15 protein-coding genes are annotated in these 17,030 nt (G+C 72.1%); 10 read left to right on the forward strand and 5 right to left on the reverse strand.

Annotated elements, in window-relative coordinates; all coding sequences use genetic code 11:
* Nucleotides 1-38 precede the first annotated feature (38 nt).
* Together AB0I71_RS10375 and AB0I71_RS10380 are read right to left on the reverse strand one after the other, a co-directional pair.
* Nucleotides 39-1,475 (reverse strand): TldD/PmbA family protein, encoded by a 1,437-nt coding sequence (locus tag AB0I71_RS10375; protein ID WP_357583039.1) that lies wholly within the window; start codon nucleotides 1,473-1,475, stop codon nucleotides 39-41.
* Nucleotides 1,476-1,572: 97 nt separating this feature from the next.
* Nucleotides 1,573-2,121 (reverse strand): Uma2 family endonuclease, encoded by a 549-nt coding sequence (locus AB0I71_RS10380; RefSeq protein WP_357583041.1) that lies wholly within the window; start codon nucleotides 2,119-2,121, stop codon nucleotides 1,573-1,575.
* Nucleotides 2,122-2,279: 158 nt separating this feature from the next.
* Here AB0I71_RS10380 and AB0I71_RS10385 point away from each other — a divergent pair, with 158 nt between their 5' ends.
* The 5 genes from AB0I71_RS10385 to AB0I71_RS10405 are packed head-to-tail and all read left to right on the forward strand — an operon-like array spanning nucleotide 2,280 to nucleotide 8,123.
* A complete protein-coding gene (locus AB0I71_RS10385) occupies nucleotides 2,280-3,314 on the forward strand; it encodes an ABC transporter ATP-binding protein (RefSeq protein ID WP_357583043.1) in 1,035 nt (344 codons plus the stop codon).
* Entirely contained in the window at nucleotides 3,311-4,333 is a 1,023-nt protein-coding gene (locus tag AB0I71_RS10390; RefSeq protein WP_357583045.1) for an ABC transporter ATP-binding protein, read from the forward strand. Before AB0I71_RS10385 ends, AB0I71_RS10390 begins: the two co-directional genes overlap by 4 nt.
* On the forward strand, nucleotides 4,330-5,337 hold the full coding sequence (locus AB0I71_RS10395) for an ABC transporter permease (protein WP_357583047.1): 1,008 nt from the start codon (nucleotides 4,330-4,332) through the stop codon (nucleotides 5,335-5,337). The genes AB0I71_RS10390 and AB0I71_RS10395 overlap by 4 nt, the downstream gene beginning before the upstream one ends.
* 10 nt (nucleotides 5,338-5,347) lie before the next feature.
* Nucleotides 5,348-6,334: an ABC transporter permease gene (locus tag AB0I71_RS10400; protein WP_357583049.1), complete on the forward strand. Its 987-nt coding sequence runs from the start codon at nucleotides 5,348-5,350 to the stop codon at nucleotides 6,332-6,334.
* A 46-nt stretch (nucleotides 6,335-6,380) separates the two neighbouring features.
* Nucleotides 6,381-8,123 carry an ABC transporter substrate-binding protein gene (locus AB0I71_RS10405; RefSeq protein WP_357583051.1) on the forward strand — a complete coding sequence of 581 codons (1,743 nt, stop codon included), beginning with the start codon at nucleotides 6,381-6,383 and terminating at the stop codon, nucleotides 8,121-8,123.
* Between the two features lie 7 nt (nucleotides 8,124-8,130).
* Here AB0I71_RS10405 and AB0I71_RS10410 read toward each other — a convergent pair whose 3' ends face one another.
* Nucleotides 8,131-10,278 (reverse strand): prolyl oligopeptidase family serine peptidase, encoded by a 2,148-nt coding sequence (locus AB0I71_RS10410; RefSeq protein ID WP_357583053.1) that lies wholly within the window; start codon nucleotides 10,276-10,278, stop codon nucleotides 8,131-8,133.
* A gap of 86 nt (nucleotides 10,279-10,364) precedes the next feature.
* On the opposite strand from AB0I71_RS10410, the gene mshB reads away from it, so the two are divergent.
* The 3 genes from mshB to AB0I71_RS10425 all read left to right on the forward strand — a co-directional run bounded on the left by mshB (nucleotide 10,365) and on the right by AB0I71_RS10425 (nucleotide 12,319).
* Nucleotides 10,365-11,324 carry an N-acetyl-1-D-myo-inositol-2-amino-2-deoxy-alpha-D-glucopyranoside deacetylase gene (mshB, locus tag AB0I71_RS10415; protein ID WP_357583055.1) on the forward strand — a complete coding sequence of 320 codons (960 nt, stop codon included), beginning with the start codon at nucleotides 10,365-10,367 and terminating at the stop codon, nucleotides 11,322-11,324.
* A 14-nt stretch (nucleotides 11,325-11,338) separates the two neighbouring features.
* The gene (locus AB0I71_RS10420; RefSeq protein WP_357583361.1) at nucleotides 11,339-11,776 is read left to right on the forward strand and encodes a hypothetical protein; all 438 of its coding nucleotides are present in this window, start codon (nucleotides 11,339-11,341) and stop codon (nucleotides 11,774-11,776) included.
* Between the two features lie 78 nt (nucleotides 11,777-11,854).
* Nucleotides 11,855-12,319: a hypothetical protein gene (locus AB0I71_RS10425; RefSeq protein WP_357583057.1), complete on the forward strand. Its 465-nt coding sequence runs from the start codon at nucleotides 11,855-11,857 to the stop codon at nucleotides 12,317-12,319.
* A gap of 9 nt (nucleotides 12,320-12,328) precedes the next feature.
* On the opposite strand, the gene AB0I71_RS10430 is transcribed toward AB0I71_RS10425, so the two are convergent.
* Nucleotides 12,329-13,306, reverse strand: a complete 978-nt coding sequence (locus tag AB0I71_RS10430; RefSeq protein ID WP_357583059.1) for a GNAT family N-acetyltransferase — start codon at nucleotides 13,304-13,306, stop codon at nucleotides 12,329-12,331.
* Between the two features lie 79 nt (nucleotides 13,307-13,385).
* Between AB0I71_RS10430 and fdxA the strand changes: the two genes are divergently transcribed.
* Nucleotides 13,386-13,712, forward strand: a complete 327-nt coding sequence (fdxA, locus tag AB0I71_RS10435) for a ferredoxin (RefSeq protein WP_007464872.1) — start codon at nucleotides 13,386-13,388, stop codon at nucleotides 13,710-13,712.
* Nucleotides 13,709-14,812, forward strand: a complete 1,104-nt coding sequence (dapC, locus tag AB0I71_RS10440; protein WP_357583364.1) for a succinyldiaminopimelate transaminase — start codon at nucleotides 13,709-13,711, stop codon at nucleotides 14,810-14,812. The genes fdxA and dapC overlap by 4 nt, the downstream gene beginning before the upstream one ends.
* Nucleotides 14,813-14,866: 54 nt before the next feature.
* Here the strand turns inward: dapC and AB0I71_RS10445 are convergent, their stop codons facing one another.
* Complete coding sequence (locus AB0I71_RS10445) at nucleotides 14,867-16,711, reverse strand: M48 family metallopeptidase (protein ID WP_357583061.1); 1,845 nt, start codon at nucleotides 16,709-16,711, stop codon at nucleotides 14,867-14,869.
* Nucleotides 16,712-17,030: the final 319 nt, after the last annotated feature.

A 17,030-nucleotide genomic window follows, 5' to 3' on the forward strand; every position in this document is an offset into this window, starting at 1 on the left:
CCTGCATCGATGACGATGGCTCACCCGCCGGCACCCGGTCACGCGCGTACCCCCACCCGGACGTCGCGGAAGCGGGCCGGCGCCGCCGGGTGCCCCGTGTGCCCGACCTGGCCCGGCTGGCCCTTGCCGCAGTTCGGTGTGCCCCACGGGACCGTCTCCGAGGAGAGCATGTCCATCGAACGCCAGAACAGCGGGCCGATGCCGGTGTACGTCGGGTTGCGCAGCATCCGCCGGCGGCGGCCGTTGCGGATCTCCCAGCCGATCTCGCAGCCGAACTGGAAGTTCAGCCGCTTGTCGTCGATGGACCAGGACCGGTTGACGTCCATCAGCACCCCCTCGTCGGTGGCGGCGACGATCTCCTCCAGGGTGTGCGGGCCGGGTTCCAGACCCACGTTCGTCATCCGCACCATCGGCAGCCGCGCCCACCCGTCGGCACGCACGCTGCCACCGTGGTCGAGGCCCGCCACCGCGGCCGAGTCCCGGCCCGCCAGCACGCCCACCCAGCGACCGTCACGCACCGCGTCGCGCTTGACCGCCGGTGAGCCCTCGTCGTCGTAGCCGAAACTGCCGAGCGCGCCGGGGATGGTCGGGTCGATGGTGACGGTCATCAGCTCGGAGCCGTACCGCAGCGAGCCGAGCTGCGCCAGATCCAACCATGAGGTGCCGGCGAAGGCCGCCTCCCAGCCGAGGATGCGGTCCAGCTCGATGGCGTGCCCGACCGACTCGTGGATCTGAAGCGCCAACTGCTCGCCACCGAGGATCAGGTCGGTCTCGCCGGTGGGGCAGAGCGGCGCGGTCAGCAGCGCCCGCGACTCGTCGGCGATCCGGGCCGCGTGGGTGGTCAGTTCCAGCGAGTCGACAAGTTCCCACCCGGTGGTGCCGTACTGGCCGCGGTAGCTGGGCCAGGACCGACGCTGGGTCTCGCCGTCGCCGACGGAGGTGGCCGAGATGCCGCCCCCGCACTCGCGGATGCGCTGGTCGATGCGGTGCCCCTCGCTGGAGACGAACCACTTCGCGGTGTCCCAGATCTGGTAGAGCCCCTCGCTGAGGTCGGCGCCCTGCTCGGTCATCGTGCGGGTGGCGGCCACCAGCAGGTCACCCTTCACGGCGAGGGAGACACCGAGCGGATCCACCTGGCAGGGCGAGGACCAGCTCGCCGTGGTCGGGGTGCCCGCGACCAGATCGACGGGCGGGCCGGGAACGAGACCACTTGCCGTCGCGGTCCGCGCGGCCCGGTGGCCGGCGTCGCGGGCGGCCAACTCGGACAGCTCCGGTACGGCGTGGAAGCCCCAGCTCGAACCGACAAGCGCGCGTACGCCCAGCCCGACGCTCTCGTCCTGGGTCAGTGACTCGATGTCGCCGTTGCGGGCGGTCATCGACTCGTAGCGCCGGTGCATCACCCGAACGTCGGCGTAGCGGGCACCGGCGTCCAACGCCGCCTGCACGGCCGCCTCGGCCACCTCGAACTCACTCACGGCGACGCCTCGTCGCGCACGTTGACGAGGCACGTTCGCGCGGTGCCGATCATGTGGTCACTCATGGCCCGACCCTAGGCGAGTCGACCGACAACCGTCAGGGGACGAGATCCTCAGGGCGGATCGTCGCCTGGACGGGTGCGTTCAATTCCAGCGCGCCGCCCCGTTTGACCGCCTGATGTTCGACATAGTGCCCGCCACGCCGCTGATAAAGGCGGAGCGCGCCGGTCGTCTGCTCGACCAGTAGGTACCACTCGATGCCGGCGGCGGCGTAGTAGTGCATCTTGAGGACATTGTCCGTGGCCGGATTGCCGGGCGAGATGATCTCACAGACGAGCCGAACGTCGACCGCCTCGATGTACGGGTCATCTAGGTCGACCGGTGTGGTGAGCACCAGATCCGGGATCGGCACGCGCCCCGGCCGCAGTCGAACGTTCACCGCCTCAAGCAGTTCCAGGCCGACGGTCTCGGCCGCGGCCTCCAGGATGTTGCCCAGCTTTCTGGAGATCCGCTGGTGGCGTGGGGTGGGGGCTGGGGTCACGTGCAGGCTCCCGTCGAAGAGTTCGACGCGCTGGGAGGTCTCGCCGAGGGCGAGGTACTCCTCCTCGGTCCACGGGCCCTCGTGGTCGAACACCGCCACGGTCATGGTCACCTCCGCTCGTCTCGCCGGGATCCTGCCTGCCAGGCTGCCCCCATCGTCGCACTTTCGGTGCGCCGGCGCGGCAGCCGGCGGTCACCGGCGGTGGTGCGGTGCGGACGGTTCGTGGGATCGTTTCCCTTCGTCGCGGGCGGCGGGAGGCGATCGTGGACCCTTACCTGCGGGTGACCGACCTGCGGGTCAGCTTCACCACCACCGACGGTGTGGTGCGCGCGGTCGACGGAGTCTCGTTCGCGGTGGAGCGGGGCCGCATCCTGGCCGTGGTCGGCGAGTCCGGCGCGGGCAAGAGCGCCACCTCGCTGGCCATCCTCGGCCTGCATGATCCCCGCCAGGCCACCGTCACCGGTGAGATCACGATCGCCGGGCGGTCGCTGGTCGGCCGGCCGGAGGGCGAGATCCGCCGGTTGCGTGGCCGCGACGTGGCCATGATCTTTCAGGACCCGCTCTCGGCGTTGCACCCGTACCACCCGGTCGGCCGGCAGATCGCCGAGGCGTACCGGGTGCACCACCGCAGGGCCGGGCGGGGCGAGACGCGTCGGCGGGTGGTCGAGATGATGGACCGGGTCGGCATTCCGCAGCCGGACCGGCGCTACCACCAGTACCCGCACGAGTTCTCCGGCGGCATGCGTCAGCGGGCGATGATCGCCATGGCACTTGTGAACGATCCCGCCCTGCTGATCGCCGACGAGCCGACGAGTGCACTGGACGTCACAGTGCAGGCGCAGGTGCTGGAGCTGCTGACCGGCCTGCGGGACGAGTTCGGCACCGCGATCGTCCTGATCACGCATGACCTCGGCGTGGTCGGTCAGGTCGCCGACGACGTGCTGGTGATGTACGCCGGCCGGGTCATGGAGCAGGGCCAGGTCGAACAGGTGCTGCGGACCCCGCAGCATCCGTACACCTGGGGGTTGCTCGGCAGCGTGCCGTCGTTGCGGGGTGACCCCGAGGCGGACCTCAGGCCGATTCCGGGGAGCCCGCCGAGCCTGGACGACCTGCCGGCCGGTTGTGTCTTCCACCCGCGCTGCCGGCACACCGGGCCGGTCGGTGGCCGGTGCCGCACCGAGCCACCCGAGCTGCGGGTAACCGGCCCGGGCGGGCACCGGCTGGCGTGCCATCTCCCGACCGAGGAACGCACCCGGCGCCACGCCGAGGAGACCGCGCCGGTGGGGGTGGCGCGGTGACTGTCGGTACGGCCGACGAACCCGGGCCGCTGCTGCGGGTCCGTGGCCTGACCAAGCATTTCCCGACCCGTGGTGGCCGACGCCGGGGTGGCCCGGTGCGGGCCGTGGACGGGCTGGACTTCGAGGTACGGGCGGGCGAGACGCTCGGTCTGGTGGGCGAGTCCGGCTGCGGCAAGAGCACCACCGGCCGGCTGCTGGTGCGGCTGCTGGAACCGACCGACGGCAGCATCGAGTTCGCCGGACACGACCTCACCCGCGCCGGACGGCGGCAACTGCGCCCGCTGCGCGCGCAGCTCCAGATCATCTTCCAGGATCCGTACGCCTCCCTGAACCCCCGGCACACGGTCGGCCGGATCATCGCCATGCCGTTACGGGTCAGCCGGGCCGATCCGCCGGGCGGGACGAAGGCCCGCGTCCGGGAGCTGATGGAACTGGTCGGCCTGAACCCCGAGCACTACAACCGCTACCCGCACGAGTTCTCCGGCGGCCAGCGCCAGCGGGTCGGCATCGCCAGGGCGTTGGCCACGCGACCCCGGTTGGTGGTGGCCGACGAACCGGTCTCGGCGCTTGACGTCTCGATCCAGGCCCAGGTGGTCAACCTGCTTCGGCGGTTGCAGCGGGACCTGGGGTTGGCTCTCATCCTCATCGCCCACGACCTCGCCGTGGTGCGGCACCTCTGCCAGCGGGTCGCGGTGATGTATCTCGGTCGGATCGTCGAGATCGGCGATCGGGACGACATCTACGAGCGGCCGCAGCACCCGTACACCCGGGCGCTGCTGTCGGCGGTGCCGAACGTCGGCCACCTCGGCCCGGCCGGTCGGCTCCGACTCACCGGGGAGGTACCCACCCCGCTCGACCCGCCCTCGGGCTGCCGGTTCCGTACCCGCTGCCCGAAGGCGCGTGACCGGTGCGCCGTCGAGGAGCCGGCCCTGGTGCGACGCGGCGGTGGCCAGGCCACCGCCTGCCACTTCCCCGAGTCGGGCCCGCTGCGTCCAGAGCGTGGGCGAGCCACGGCATGAGCCTCTCGCCGGTGGACGGTACGGCGCTTGTCGCGATCGAGTCGGGCGGCCCGGCCGGTGGGTCCCGCGACCGCCGGAGCGTCGGGCGCTCGCCGGGACAACTGGCCTGGCTGCGGCTGCGTGGCGATCGCACCGCGTTTGTCAGCGGGGCGACGCTTGTGCTGCTCGTGCTGGTGGCGTTCGCCGCGCCGTTGATCGAGTTGACCTACGGGATCGGTCCACGGGACCAGTTCCAGGGCAAGCTGGACGGGTTCGGCCTGCCACTGGGGCACGCCGGTGGTGTCTCCGGGGAACACTTCTTCGGGCTGGAGCCGGGCCTGGGTCGGGACGTGTTCATCCGGCTGGTGTACGGCCTGCGGACGTCGCTGTTCGTCGCCGTCTCCGCAGCGGTGCTCACCGCGGTGATCGGCGTCGTCCTCGGCACGCTCGCCGGCTATCTCGGCGGCTGGGTCGACGCGGTGGTCACCTGGGTCACGGATCTGACCCTGGCGCTGCCCTTCCTGGTGGTCGCGCTGGCGCTGATCCCCACCCTGACGTTGCGCTTCCACGGACAGCGGGACGCGGTGCCACCGGCCTTCGGGGTCGGCGTACTCATCGTGATCTTCGCTTTGTTCGGCTGGACCGGCACCGCCCGGCTGGTCCGCGGGCAGGTGATCGCGCTGCGGGAGCGGGAGTTCGTGGCGGCGGCGCGGGCCAGCGGGGCGGGTCCGGGGCACATGCTGTTCCGGCAGTTGCTGCCGAACCTCTGGGCGCCGATCCTGGTGTCGTTCTCGCTCGCGGTGCCGCAGTTCATCACCGGCGAGGCGGCCCTGTCGTTCATCGGTGTCGGACTGACCCAGGAGACCCCGAGCTTCGGTCGGATGATCTACCAGAGCCTGGCCTACCTCCAGACCGATCCGGCGTTCGTCCTCTTCCCCGGCGTCACGATCTTCGCGCTGGTGTTCGCCGTCAACCTCTTCGGGGACGCGCTGCGTGACGCGCTCGACCCGAAGTCCGCACGGTAGAGGTGGTCGGGTGCTGCGCTTCCTGGTCAAGCGGACCCTGTCGGCGGTGCTCACCCTATTCGCGGTGAGCGTACTGACCTTCCTGATGTTCTTCGCCCTGCCCCGCGACCCGGTCACCGGAATGTGCCCGAAGAACTGCAACCCCGAACGGCTGGAACGGGTACGCCAGGAACTGGGGCTCAGCGACCCGCTTGTCGACCAGTACGCGGGCTACATGAAGGGCATCGTCACCGGTCGGGAGCTGAGTGCCGCCCAGGGCGGGTACTGCGACGCACCCTGCCTGGGCTGGTCGTACGTGAACAACGAGGCGGTCACCGACACGCTCGCCCGGGTGCTGCCGGTGACGCTGAGCATCGTCGTCCCGGCGGCGATCCTGTGGCTGCTGCTCGGGGTGGGTCTGGGCCTGGTGTCGGCACTGCGCCGGGGCACCTGGGTCGACCGGGCGGCGATCGGCTTCGCGCTCACCGGCGCCTCCTTGCAGCTGTACTTCGTCGGCGCGGTGCTGCTGCTGGTCTTCGTGCACACGCTGGGCTGGCTGCCGGTGCCGGGATACACGTCGCTGTTCGACGATCCGGTCCGCTGGGCCGGCGGCCTGGTGCTCGCCTGGGTGTCGCTGGCCCTGCTCTTCTCCGCCAGCTACGCCCGACTGTTCCGGGCCCAGCTGCTGGAGACGTTGGGTGAGGACTTCGTGCGTACCGCGCGGGCGAAGGGCCTGCCCAGCTCGGCGGTCTACGGCCGGCACGCGCTGCGCGCGGCGATCACCCCGGTGGTGACCGTCGCCGGCCTGGACGTCGGCGCGGCGCTCGGCGGCACGGTGATCACCGAGACGACCTTCGGTATCCAGGGGCTCGGCCGCACCGCCGTCGACGCGGTACGCGCGGGCGACCTGCCGACCATCATGGCCACCGTGCTGGTCGCGGCGGTCTTCGTGGTGCTGGCGAACATGCTTGTGGACCTGCTCTACCTGGCCATCGACCCACGGGTCCGGTGGGGCTGAGGCGGTCGGGGCGGTGTGGACTCATCGACAACTGAGGAGGCGGCAGATGCGAGCACGGTCGGCACTTGCGGCGGGTGGTGCGTTCGCGCTTGTGGTGAGCCTGAGTGCCTGCCCGGCGAACACCGGCGGGGACTCCCCGGCGGACACCGGCCGGCAGCCCACGGGGGTCATCGCCACCGACCCGAAGGACTCCACGGGCCCGGCGCCGGAGGTGGCCGGTGCGCGGCGTGGTGGCACCTTCACCATTCTCCGCGAGACAGCGATCTCCCACCTGGATCCGCAACGGACGTACTCGTTCGCCGGCCTGATGACCGTCCCGCTGTTCGCCCGCACCCTCACCACCTGGAAGGACGACGGTGCGGGCAGCCTGACGCTTGTCGGTGACCTCGCCGAGACGCCGGGCCGCGACGTCAACGACGACTGCCGGGTCTGGGAGTTCACCGTCAAGAACGGGGTGCGCTTCGAGGACGGCCGGCCGGTCACGGCCAGGGAGATCGCGTACGGGATCGCCCGGTCCTTCGACCCGGACCTGGCCGGCGGCCCCACCTATCTCCAGGAGTGGCTGGTCGACACTCCGCAGTACGACACCGCGTGGGACTTCAAGGCCAACCGCACTTCGCTGCCGCCGGGCCTGACCACGCCGGACGACCGGACGCTGCGCTTCGAGTTCGCCAGACCCCGCTGCGACCTGCCGTTCGCGGTGTCGCTGCCGGCGAGCGCACCCCTGCCGCCCGACCGGGACACCGGGGTCGACCTCGGCAACGCGCCCTTCTCGTCCGGGCCGTACAAGGTCACCCGGTACCGGGCGGGCATCGAGATCGTGATGGAGCGCAACGAACACTGGGACCCTGCCACCGACCCGGTGCGCCACCAGTACCCGGACCGCTTCGTGTGGAGTTTCGGCCCGACCCCCGACGCCGCGGCCAACCGGGTCATCGCCGACAACGGCCCGGACCAGAGCGCCCTGTCGTGGGACTACGTGCCCGCCTCGCTTGTCGCCCGGGTCGCGGGTGACGCCGCGCTGCGGTCGCGCACGATCCTCTCTCCGACGCCGAGCGCCAACCAGCTGGTCATCAACAACGAGCGGGTCACCGATCTGCGGGTGCGCCAGGCGTTGAACCACGCAATCGACCGGGAGGGCCTGGTGAAGGTGCTCGGTGGGCGGCACGTCGCCGTGCCGATGACCACCCTGATGCCACCGGCCACCATCGGGCACCGGGCGTACGACGCTTATCCGGCGGGGCCGAACGGCGACCTGGAGAAGGCCCGGGAACTGCTCGGCGGGCAACGTCCCGAGCTGGTCCTCGGTGCCGCCGACAGCTCGGTGGAGCAGCAGTTGGCGACGCAGCTCAAGGGCAATCTGGAGCGCGCCGGCTTCGCCATCACGATCCGGAACATCCCGGCCGACGCGAAGCTCGACGAGATCAAGAAGCGGGGCAACCCGTGGGACCTGTACCTCGGCTCGTGGGCCGCCGACTGGCCCAGCGGCGCGTCGATCCTGCCGGTGCTCTACGACGGCCGCACCATCCGGGCTCAGGGCAACAGCAACCAGTCGTACTTCGACGCCCCCACGATCAACGCCGAGTTCGACCGGATCCTCGCTCTGCCACCGACCGAGCAGGGCCCGCAGTGGGCGGAGCTCGATGAGCGGATCATGAAGGAGCACGCCCCGGTGGTCCCGCTCTACGTCGACGTGGCCTACCTGGTGCACGGCTCCAGGGCCGGCGGGCTCTTCGTCTCCAGCGTCTTCGGCTACCCCTCGCTCGTCGACGCCCACGTCGAACCGTAGCCCCGCTTCACATCCCGAGGTGGGTTCGGAGAAAGTCGAGTTCCAGGCGAAGAAGGCGTTCGGCGAGGCCGCCGGCGGCCATGTGGGTGGCGCCGGTCAGCGGCAGCACCGAGTGCGGCCGCCCGGTGGCCAGCAACGCCGCCGACAGCCGCAGCGTGTGCGCCGCCACCACGTTGTCGTCGACCATGCCGTGCACCAGCAGCAGCGGTCGGGCGTGTGCCGGGTCGGTGACCGGCTCGGCGGCCAGTTCCACGAGCGAGTGGTGCGCGTAGACGTCCTCGCCGTCGGCGGGCAGGCCCAGGTACCGCTCGGTGTACGCGGTGTCGTACAGGGCCCAGTCGGTGACCGGTGCCCCGGCGATGCCACATCGGAACAGCTCCGGATGCCGCAACACCGCCAGGCCGGCCAGCCAGCCACCGAACGACCAGCCGCGCACCGCGACCCGGTCCAGGTCCAGGTCCGGGTGCTTGTCGGCGAGCGCGGTGAGCGCCTCCACCTGGTCGAGCAGGATCACGTCGGCCACCCGTCGGTGGATGGCCTTCTCGTACGACGGGGCGATACCCGGCGTACCCCGGTTGTCGGTGACCACCACCGCGAAGCCGGCGTCGGCCCACCACTGCCGCTCCAGCCAGGCCGAGCGCGCGGCCACCACCTCCTGATGCCCCGGACCGCCGTAGACGTCCAGCAGGACCGGCAACCGACGGCCGGTGACATGGTTGTCCGGGTAGAGCACCGCTGCGGGGAGCCGGCGGTCGGTCACCCGCTCCAGCAGCGGCAGCGGGGAGTAGCTGGGCGTGGCGGCCAGCGACCGCAGTTTCGCCACCTCCCGGTCACCCTGAAACACCGTCCACCGCACGCCCGGATGGTCCAGCGAGGCGCTGCCGATGACCAGCACGCCGCCGCCGACCGCCCCGACGTGCCAGCCGGCGTCGCTTGTCAACCGGCGGGCGTCCACGCCACCGCCGATGCTGGTGCGGACCCGGAACAGGTGCTGTTCGCTCGGCTCGCCGTCGCTCGCCTCGACCAGCAGGTCGGCCGGACCGCTGGCGGCGGCCAGCCGGCCGAGCACCCGGCGTACGTACAGCGAGGGCGGGGTGAGCAGCGTGCCGTCGGCGAACAGGCAGCGCGCGTCGTACCCGTCGTGGGCCAGCTCGCCACCGACAAGCACCCGCCCGTCGGGCAGGTGCGCGGGCGTGCCCGGGATCGGCTCGACCCAGCGGGGATCGGCCAGCTCGGCGTGCACCTGCGTCTCCCCGGTACGCGGATCGACCGCGAGCACCAGCCCGTGCTGCTGGGCGCGGCGCAGCACGGTGATCAGCGGGGCGCCCTCGCCCCAGTGCACCGCGGTGAGGTACGGGTAGGTCTCCCGGTCCCAGTGCACGTCGACCCAGCCGCCGTCGAGGTCGAGCAGGTGCAGGCTGACCTCGGCGTTGGGGCCGCCCGCCACCGGGTACGCGACGCTTGCCGGCGGGCTGTCCGGCTGCGCCGGGTCGTGCAGGTGCCAGCGGGGCAGCCGGGACTCGTCGACCCGGGCGGCGAGCACCGACCGACCGTCGGGGGCCCACCAGTAACCGCGGTGCCGCCCGAACTCCTCCGCCGCGATGTGCTCGGCCAGCCCCCAGAGCACCCCGGAGTCCTCGCCGGCCAGGATGGTGTCAGCGCCGTCGGTGTCGACCACCCGTAGCTCGCCCCGGCGTACCCCCTCGGCGGCGTCGGTCACGTAGGCCAGCCGCTGCCCGCTCGGGTCCGGCCGTGGATCGAGCGCCGGCCCGACGGTGGGCACCTCGATCACGTCGCCGTGCACCAGGTCGGCCCGGAAGAGCCGCCCGGCCAGCGCGAACACCGCCACCCGTCCGGCGGCGTCGAGGGCGTACGAGCCGATGCCGGAGGCGCTCAACCGCAGCCGCTCCCGCCGGGCCCGTTCCCCCGGGCTCAGCGCGTCGGGGTCGGCATCGGTGCCGAGCAGGGTGGTCGGGTCGGCGACCAGCCGTTCCGTGCCGGTCGCCACGTCCAGCAGCCAGAGCGCGTCGGCCGGGTCCTCCGGTCCCGCCGAGCGTAGGAAGACCACCCGGGCACCGTCGTCGGCCACGGAGACGGCACGCGGCGCCCCGTGGCTGAACCTGCGGGTGCGGGCGGCCAGCTCGGGAAAGTCCACAGGCCAGATCGTAGGCCGGTACCGAGCATGATGTGAGCGACCTGCGCGGACGCGTCGGGCCCGACAGGCGAGAACCGCCGGTTAGAGTGACCGTCGTGACGACGCTGCCTGACCGCCGCCTGCTGCTGGTCCACGCGCACCCCGACGACGAGTCCATCGGCACCGGCTCGACGATGGCCCACTACGCGGCCACGGGTGCCCACGTCACCCTGGTGACCTGCACCCTCGGTGAGGAGGGCGAGATCCACGTACCGGAGCTGGCCGGGCTCGCCGCGGCCGAGGCCGACCAGCTCGGCGGGTACCGGATCGCCGAGCTGGCGACCGCCTGCGCCGAACTGGGGGTCACCGATCACCGGTTCCTGGGCGGCGCCGGCCGCTACCGGGACTCCGGGATGATGGGTCTGCCGACGAACGAGCATCCCCGTGCCTTCTGGGGCGCCGACCTGGACGAGGCCGCCGGGTACCTGCTGGAGATCATCCGGGAGGTACGCCCACAGGTGGTCATCACGTACGACGACAACGGCTTCTACGGCCACCCCGACCACATCCAGGCGCACCGGGTGACCATGCGGGCCGTGGAACTGGCCGCCGCCGAGGGGCTCGCCCCGGCGAAGGTCTACTGGACGGCGATGCCGCGCAGCGTGCTGGAAGCCGGCATGACGCACTTCGCGGAGGCGTCGGACAACCCCTTCGCCGGCATCGACGACGCCACCGAGCTGCCGTTCTGCACCCCGGACGAGGAGATCGCGGCCCGTATCGACGCCACCGAGCAGCACGCCGCGAAGGAGGCGGCGATGCGCGCCCACGCGACCCAGATCCCGGCCACCTCCTGGCTGTACTCGATCGCCGGCAACTTCGGCGCCGAGTTCATGGGGGTGGAGTACTTCACCCTGGCGCTGGGGGAGAAGGGGGCGGGCAGCGGCCGGTACGGCTGGGAGTCGGATCTGTTCGCCGGGGTGGACGCCGTGGCGGCGGAGGTGGCCGGCGGCCCGGACGTGGTCGACGGCCCCGGCCGTAGACCGGTCACCTCGGCCGGTCACCGGTGACCCTGCCCGCCGCGATGTCGGTCGCCCCGCAGGAGCAGCAGCCGCCCCGGTCGAGCCGGAGGTGGCGGCGTCCCGTGGACATCGGCCTGCGGGTGGGCGGCGGCGTTCTCGCCGTCGTGGCCGCGACGCTGACCGCGGTGCTGGAGCTGCTGCTCGCCCCGCTGCGGGTCGGCGGGCACCTGATCGGCGTCGCGGTGCTCGTGGCCGTGGCCGCGAACATCGCATTGAGCTGGTTCGCGGTCGAGACGGTCGGCCGTCGTTGGGCGGTGGCGCTGCCGGCGCTGCCCTGGGTGGCCATCATGGTGATCGCGGCGGACCGGACCAGCGAGGGCGACGTACTGCTCGTCGGCAACTGGGTCGGGCTCACCCTGGTGGTGGGCGGTGCGATGACCTTCGCGGTGATGGCGTTCCGGTCGATCCTCGCGTCGGCGCCGGCTTCCGGACGGTACTGACGGCGCTCAGCGACGGGTGGTAGATATTCCTGCCAGGAGACCCGCCGTCCGGGCGGGCGCTACGGCGGGAGGCTTGGGATGGGTCAGCGGTGGCGTGCGGTTGGCGTGCTCGCACTCGCACTGTTCGCGGTCAACGTGGTCGCCCGGTTGGTCATCCGGTTCGGCTTCGACGGCGACGACAGCTCCGCCGACCGGGTGTCGCTCGGCATGTTCGTGGTGATCGGTGTGATTCTGGCCGGTGTCGCCTTCGTCTGGGGCGCGCGGCGTCCGTTGGCCCGTTGGGCCGGTGAGGTGGCCGCCGCGATCGGCGTCGCGGTCGGGTTGACCGTGCTGATCGGGCCGCTGCTGGTCGGCGACAACCCGTTCGCCGGTGGTGGCAGCACCTTCTTCGCGCAGATCGGGCTCTACCTGGTGGTGACCACCGTCGGGACGATGCTGGGCTACCTGCTGCTGGTCACGCTCGGCCGCGACTACCGTTCGCGCAGCCTCCAGCGGTACGCCGAGACCAGCGCGGCCAAGCCCCGCCGGGTGGTCCGCCGCTGACCGGCGAGGTCAGTGCGGCGCGACGCGGGTGAGGTAGGTGTGGTGGGTGGTGAAGCCCATCCTGCGGTAGAGCGCGACCGCACCCGCGTTGCTCTGTTCGACCTGGAGGAACGCGTCGGTGGCTCCGGCATCGACGGCCCAGCCGGCGAGCGCTCGGATCAGCCGGGCGGCGTGTCCCTGCCGGCGCGCGGCGGGCAGCACCTCGATCAGGCACAACCCGAGCCAGCGCCCTCGGCCGGTGACCGTGCCGCGGCCGACCCCGACGAGCGCGCCGTCGACGTACACGTGGGCGAAGCGGATCTGGTCCACGGCGGTGAGCACGTGCCGGGCGGCGTCCGGTAGCCCGCCCTTGCGGCCGGCCGCCACGGCGAGCCATTCCGCCGACGGCGCGGCGGCCAACTCGACCACCGGGCTGGCAGCACCGACGACGCCACCCGGGTCGGCCGGTGCCGGCTGGACGAGGGTGGCGAGTGGGGCGGTCTGCACCAGCACCGGTGGGCGGCTGCCCCAGCCTCTCCGGTCGAGTTCGGCGCCGACCGGCGCGGCCAGGGGCAGCGGTGTGTTGACCATTGCCGGCTGGCTGTGCCCGGCGTACCAGCGCTCCACCGCGTCCAGCGCGGCCGGCAGCGGACGGTCCGGGTCACCCACCGGCAGAGCCGAGTTGGCCCGACCGGTCCAGCCGTCGGCGGCCCGGAGCAGCCAGTCACCGAGGCGGTCCCGGACCGGCGCCGGCCACGCCTCGTCGGCGGCGAGTTCCAGCTCGACCATGGCAGCGGCGGTCGGCCGCCGGGCCGCCGGCACCCGCTTGGCCCGGTGCACCTCGGCGATCGGCACGCGTAGCCGCCCCTGGCGGGTGGTCAGCGTGAGATGCGTCTCGGTCAGCTCGACCAGTTCGCCGAGGGCGTCGGAGTACACCGGCCGGCCACCGCGTACGCCGACGCGGCGGCGCACCACGATTCGGTGTCCCAAGTCTTGCTCTCGGAGCACGATCGACCTCCTCCCCGGCGAGATACTAGGCTCTTACCGTCGCGGGTGATCGCGGCGTGTCTTGCGGAGGAGAAGACCGGTGACCTACATCATCGCCGAGCCGTGCGTGGATGTGCTCGACAAGGCATGCATCGAGGAGTGCCCGGTCGACTGCATTTACGAGGGCAATCGGATGCTCTACATCCACCCCGACGAGTGCGTCGACTGTGGTGCCTGTGAGCCTGTCTGCCCGGTGGAGGCGATCTTCTACGAGGACGACGTGCCGGAGCAGTGGAAGGACTACACCGGCGCCAACTACGAGTTCTTCGAGGACCTCGGCTCGCCCGGTGGCGCTTCGAAGATCGGCAAGGTGGAGAAGGACGCCACCTTCGTCGCCGCGCAGCCGCCCCGCGGCGAGGGCCACTGAACCGGCCCGGCCCGGTCTCGTCGCGGCTGCCCGAGTTCACCTGGGACACCCTGGACGCCGCGGCCACGCTGGCCGCGGCGCATCCGGATGGCTTGATCAACCTCTCCATGGGTACGCCCGTCGATCCGGTGCCGCAGGTGATCCGGCAGGCGCTGGCTGACGCCTCGAACGCGCCCGGCTATCCGCTGACCGCTGGCACTCCGGCGCTGCGGGACGCGATCACGGGCTGGGTGTCGCGGGCCTGTGGCGCCAGGCCGGACGGGCTCGGGGTGCTGCCGACGATCGGCTCCAAGGAGCTGGTGGCTTGGCTGCCCACCCTGCTCGGGCTGGGGCCAGGCGACGTCGTGGTGGTCCCGTCGATCGCCTACCCGACCTATGAGGACGGCGTGCGGTTGGCCGGAGCCACCACGGTACGTGCCGACTCGCTTACCGCCGTCGGTCCGACGTCCCGGGTGCGCCTGGTCTGGGTGAACTCGCCGGGCAACCCGACCGGGCGGGTGCTGCCCGCCACCCACCTGCGCAAGGTGGTGGACTGGGCGCGTGAGCGCGGCGCGGTGGTGGCCAGCGACGAGTGCTATCTGCCGTTGGGCTGGGACGCCGAGCCGGTGTCGGTGCTGTCGCCCGAGGTGTGCGGCGGCTCGTACGACTCGGTGCTGGCGGTGCATTCGCTCTCCAAGCGCTCCAACCTGGCCGGCTACCGGGCCGGCTTCGTGGCCGGCGACCCGGCGCTGGTGGCCGAGCTGCTCAAGATCCGCAAGCACGCGGGGATGATCGTGCCGGCGCCGGTGCAGGCGGCCATGGCGGCGGCGCTGCGTGACGAGCGGCACGCCGACGAGCAGCGGGAACGGTACCGGGCACGCCGGACGGCCCTGCGGGCGGCGTTCACCGGTGCCGGTTTCACCGTGGAGCACTCCGAGGCGGGGCTCTACCTGTGGTTGACCCGCGGCGAGGACTGCTGGGCCACCGTCGACTGGTTGGCCCGACGGGGGATTCTGGTCGCCGCCGGTGTCTTCTACGGGCCCGGCGCGCGGCAGTACGTCCGGGCGGCGCTCACCGAGTCCGACGAGCGGATCGCCGCGGTCGCCGCCCGCCTGTCCTGATCACGACGAGGCCCGCCCCCGGATGCGGGGACGGGCCTCGGTCGGGTCGGCGGTTCAGTCCTCGTTGATCCGCTCGAACACCCGCAGCAGGTTGTCCCGGCTGTGCCGCTCCAGCAGCACGCTGCCGTACAGCTCCTTCAGGGCGATCACGCGGCCGTCGTGCAGCGTCAGCTCGGCCTTCAGCGGGATCTGCCTGGTCACGTTCACCGACACCATCTCCTCGTACGGCAGGAACTGGTGCCGGGTGGCCAACGTCGCCACAGGCGTCGATTCGAGCAGTCCGGTGAGCCGCTTCTCACCGTCGCCGGCCTTGCCCGGACCTCCGACCAGGATCAGGCCGCGGTCGAGGATCAGCAGGTCGTGCTCCACGTCGTCGACCTTCACGTTGCCGATGGCGCCGATGACGCCGGCGTTGTCGGCGGTGGCCCGGCTCTGCACCACCGTCGCGGCGGCCGGGTCGACGCCCAACTCGGCGAGCCGGGCCAGGGCCTCGTCGACGGTCTCCGCCGAGACCGCCAGCTTGGCGATCTCGGCGAGGTCCAGCGGCTCACCGCCGGTGCCGACGAACTGGGCCGGCCCGCCCCAGGACAGCTGCCAGTGGGCACGCTGGGCGCGGACCGTCGCGTTCACCAGCAACATCTCCATCGGCCCGGCGAAGCGGGCCGCCGCCTCGCGAGGGGTGGCGTCGCTGAAGAACTGCTCGGCGAACTCGCCCAGGCGGCCCGCCCGGACCAGGTCGAGCACCGTCGTCAGACCCGGTTCAGGGGTGCCGGTGAACCGGCCGGCCGCCCGGTAGACGCCGTCCGCCTGGCGCTGCACGCCAGCGGCGATCGCCGCGTGGGTGAACTCCGGCCATGGCAGTACCTGACGGTTGCCGATGTCGATGACGAGGCTCTGCAACCGGCGGCCGGCGTCCAGGACGTCGGCGAGCAGCACGTGTGCGGGACGGTCGTCGTCGGCGGCCGCACCGGCCGGCAGTTGTGCCATCGCCTCGATCCGGACGCCGATCGGCGGGTGGGTGTCCCACCGGGACGGCTCGCGGTCCGGTACGTCCTGCTGAAGCTTGTCGATCTCGTCCCGGCGGGCCTGGAGCAGCTGCCCGAAGCCGCCGAACAGATCGTCCGGGGCCAGGCCGGCCTGCCAGCCCGACTCCACGTACCGGCCGGTGAAGAAGTTCCAGGCCGCGTCGAGCGCCGGCAGGCTCCGTAGCGCGGAGCTGGCCGCCTCGTGGCCGGCGAGCTGGACGGAGGCGCGGTCGGCCTCCAGCTCCTGCCGCCGCGACGCGGCGTTGTCGACGATCAGGTACAGCCTCGCGTATCCCTTGAAGACCAGCCCGATGGGGTTGCGCGGCTTGATCCGCTCGATGGTGCCCTCGATCGCCAGCCGTCCCCGGTAGGCGACGCCACCGAGCCGGGTGTGCTTGCCGGAGTAGTGACCCAGCTCGTGCGCGAGCACCGAGCGGAGCTGGTCGACCCGCATCGCCTGGAGCAGCGGCAGGCCCACGTAGAGGGTGCGCCGCCCGCCGATCAGCCCGAGCAGCCGGCTCTGCTCGCCGACCGCCGCGTTCACCTCCGGCACCAGCCGGATCTCGTCCGGCGCCCGGGTGCCGACCGCCTGGGCCAGCTCCCGGACGGTGGCCCACAACTGCGGTGCCTCCCGCTCGTCGAGCACCAGGCCCGGTGCCGGTTCGTTCTTCGTCCGGATCGCCCGCCAGAGCCCGACCGCCACCGCACCCAGCGCGACGACCAGCGGCAGCAGCAGCTTCCCGGTGACCAGTCCGTTCGTGTGGCCGTACAGCCAGACGCCGAGGGCGGCGACGGCCGCCAGCTGAAGCAGCGCGACCACGTAGAACCCGATCAACATGACCACCGAGGCGAGTGCCCGGTACGTCGCGGCCATGGCCGTTCCTCCCCGTTACGTGCCCGCGCGGCTGCGGGCGGCGCAGGGGACCGTACGACGTGGAGGTTCGCCGGACAACCCCCTTCCGGGCCGGTTCGGCCGGCTTTACGATCTTGCCGATCGTCACCCTGAAGACGGAAGCCGGCGCGGATCCGGCAGGCGCGTTCGGTAGCCTCCGCGACAAGGCGTACGCCGCACGAGCCTGACCGCCCGGGGCGCCTACCGGTCCGGCCGGCGGGCGCCGACCCGGGCGGCGATATCCTCGGCGCGGACGCAGGCGTGTCTCCGGACATCGTGGCAGTTCGGGCGGATCCGGCAG

The organism is Micromonospora sp. NPDC049891 (assembly GCF_040660295.1).
In the GTDB taxonomy this organism is placed as follows: Bacteria; Actinomycetota; Actinomycetes; order Mycobacteriales; family Micromonosporaceae; genus Micromonospora.

Coding starts and splice junctions, on each gene's coding strand:
- AB0I71_RS10405 (WP_357583051.1), top strand. CDS start 6,381: ATGCGAGCACGGTCGGCACTTGCGGCGGGTGGTGCGTTCGCGCTTGTG.
- AB0I71_RS10395 (WP_357583047.1), top strand. CDS start 4,330: ATGAGCCTCTCGCCGGTGGACGGTACGGCGCTTGTCGCGATCGAGTCG.
- AB0I71_RS10380 (WP_357583041.1), bottom strand. CDS start 2,121: ATGACCGTGGCGGTGTTCGACCACGAGGGCCCGTGGACCGAGGAGGAG.
- AB0I71_RS10445 (WP_357583061.1), bottom strand. CDS start 16,711: ATGGCCGCGACGTACCGGGCACTCGCCTCGGTGGTCATGTTGATCGGG.
- AB0I71_RS10425 (WP_357583057.1), top strand. CDS start 11,855: ATGGGTCAGCGGTGGCGTGCGGTTGGCGTGCTCGCACTCGCACTGTTC.
- AB0I71_RS10420 (WP_357583361.1), top strand. CDS start 11,339: ATGTCGGTCGCCCCGCAGGAGCAGCAGCCGCCCCGGTCGAGCCGGAGG.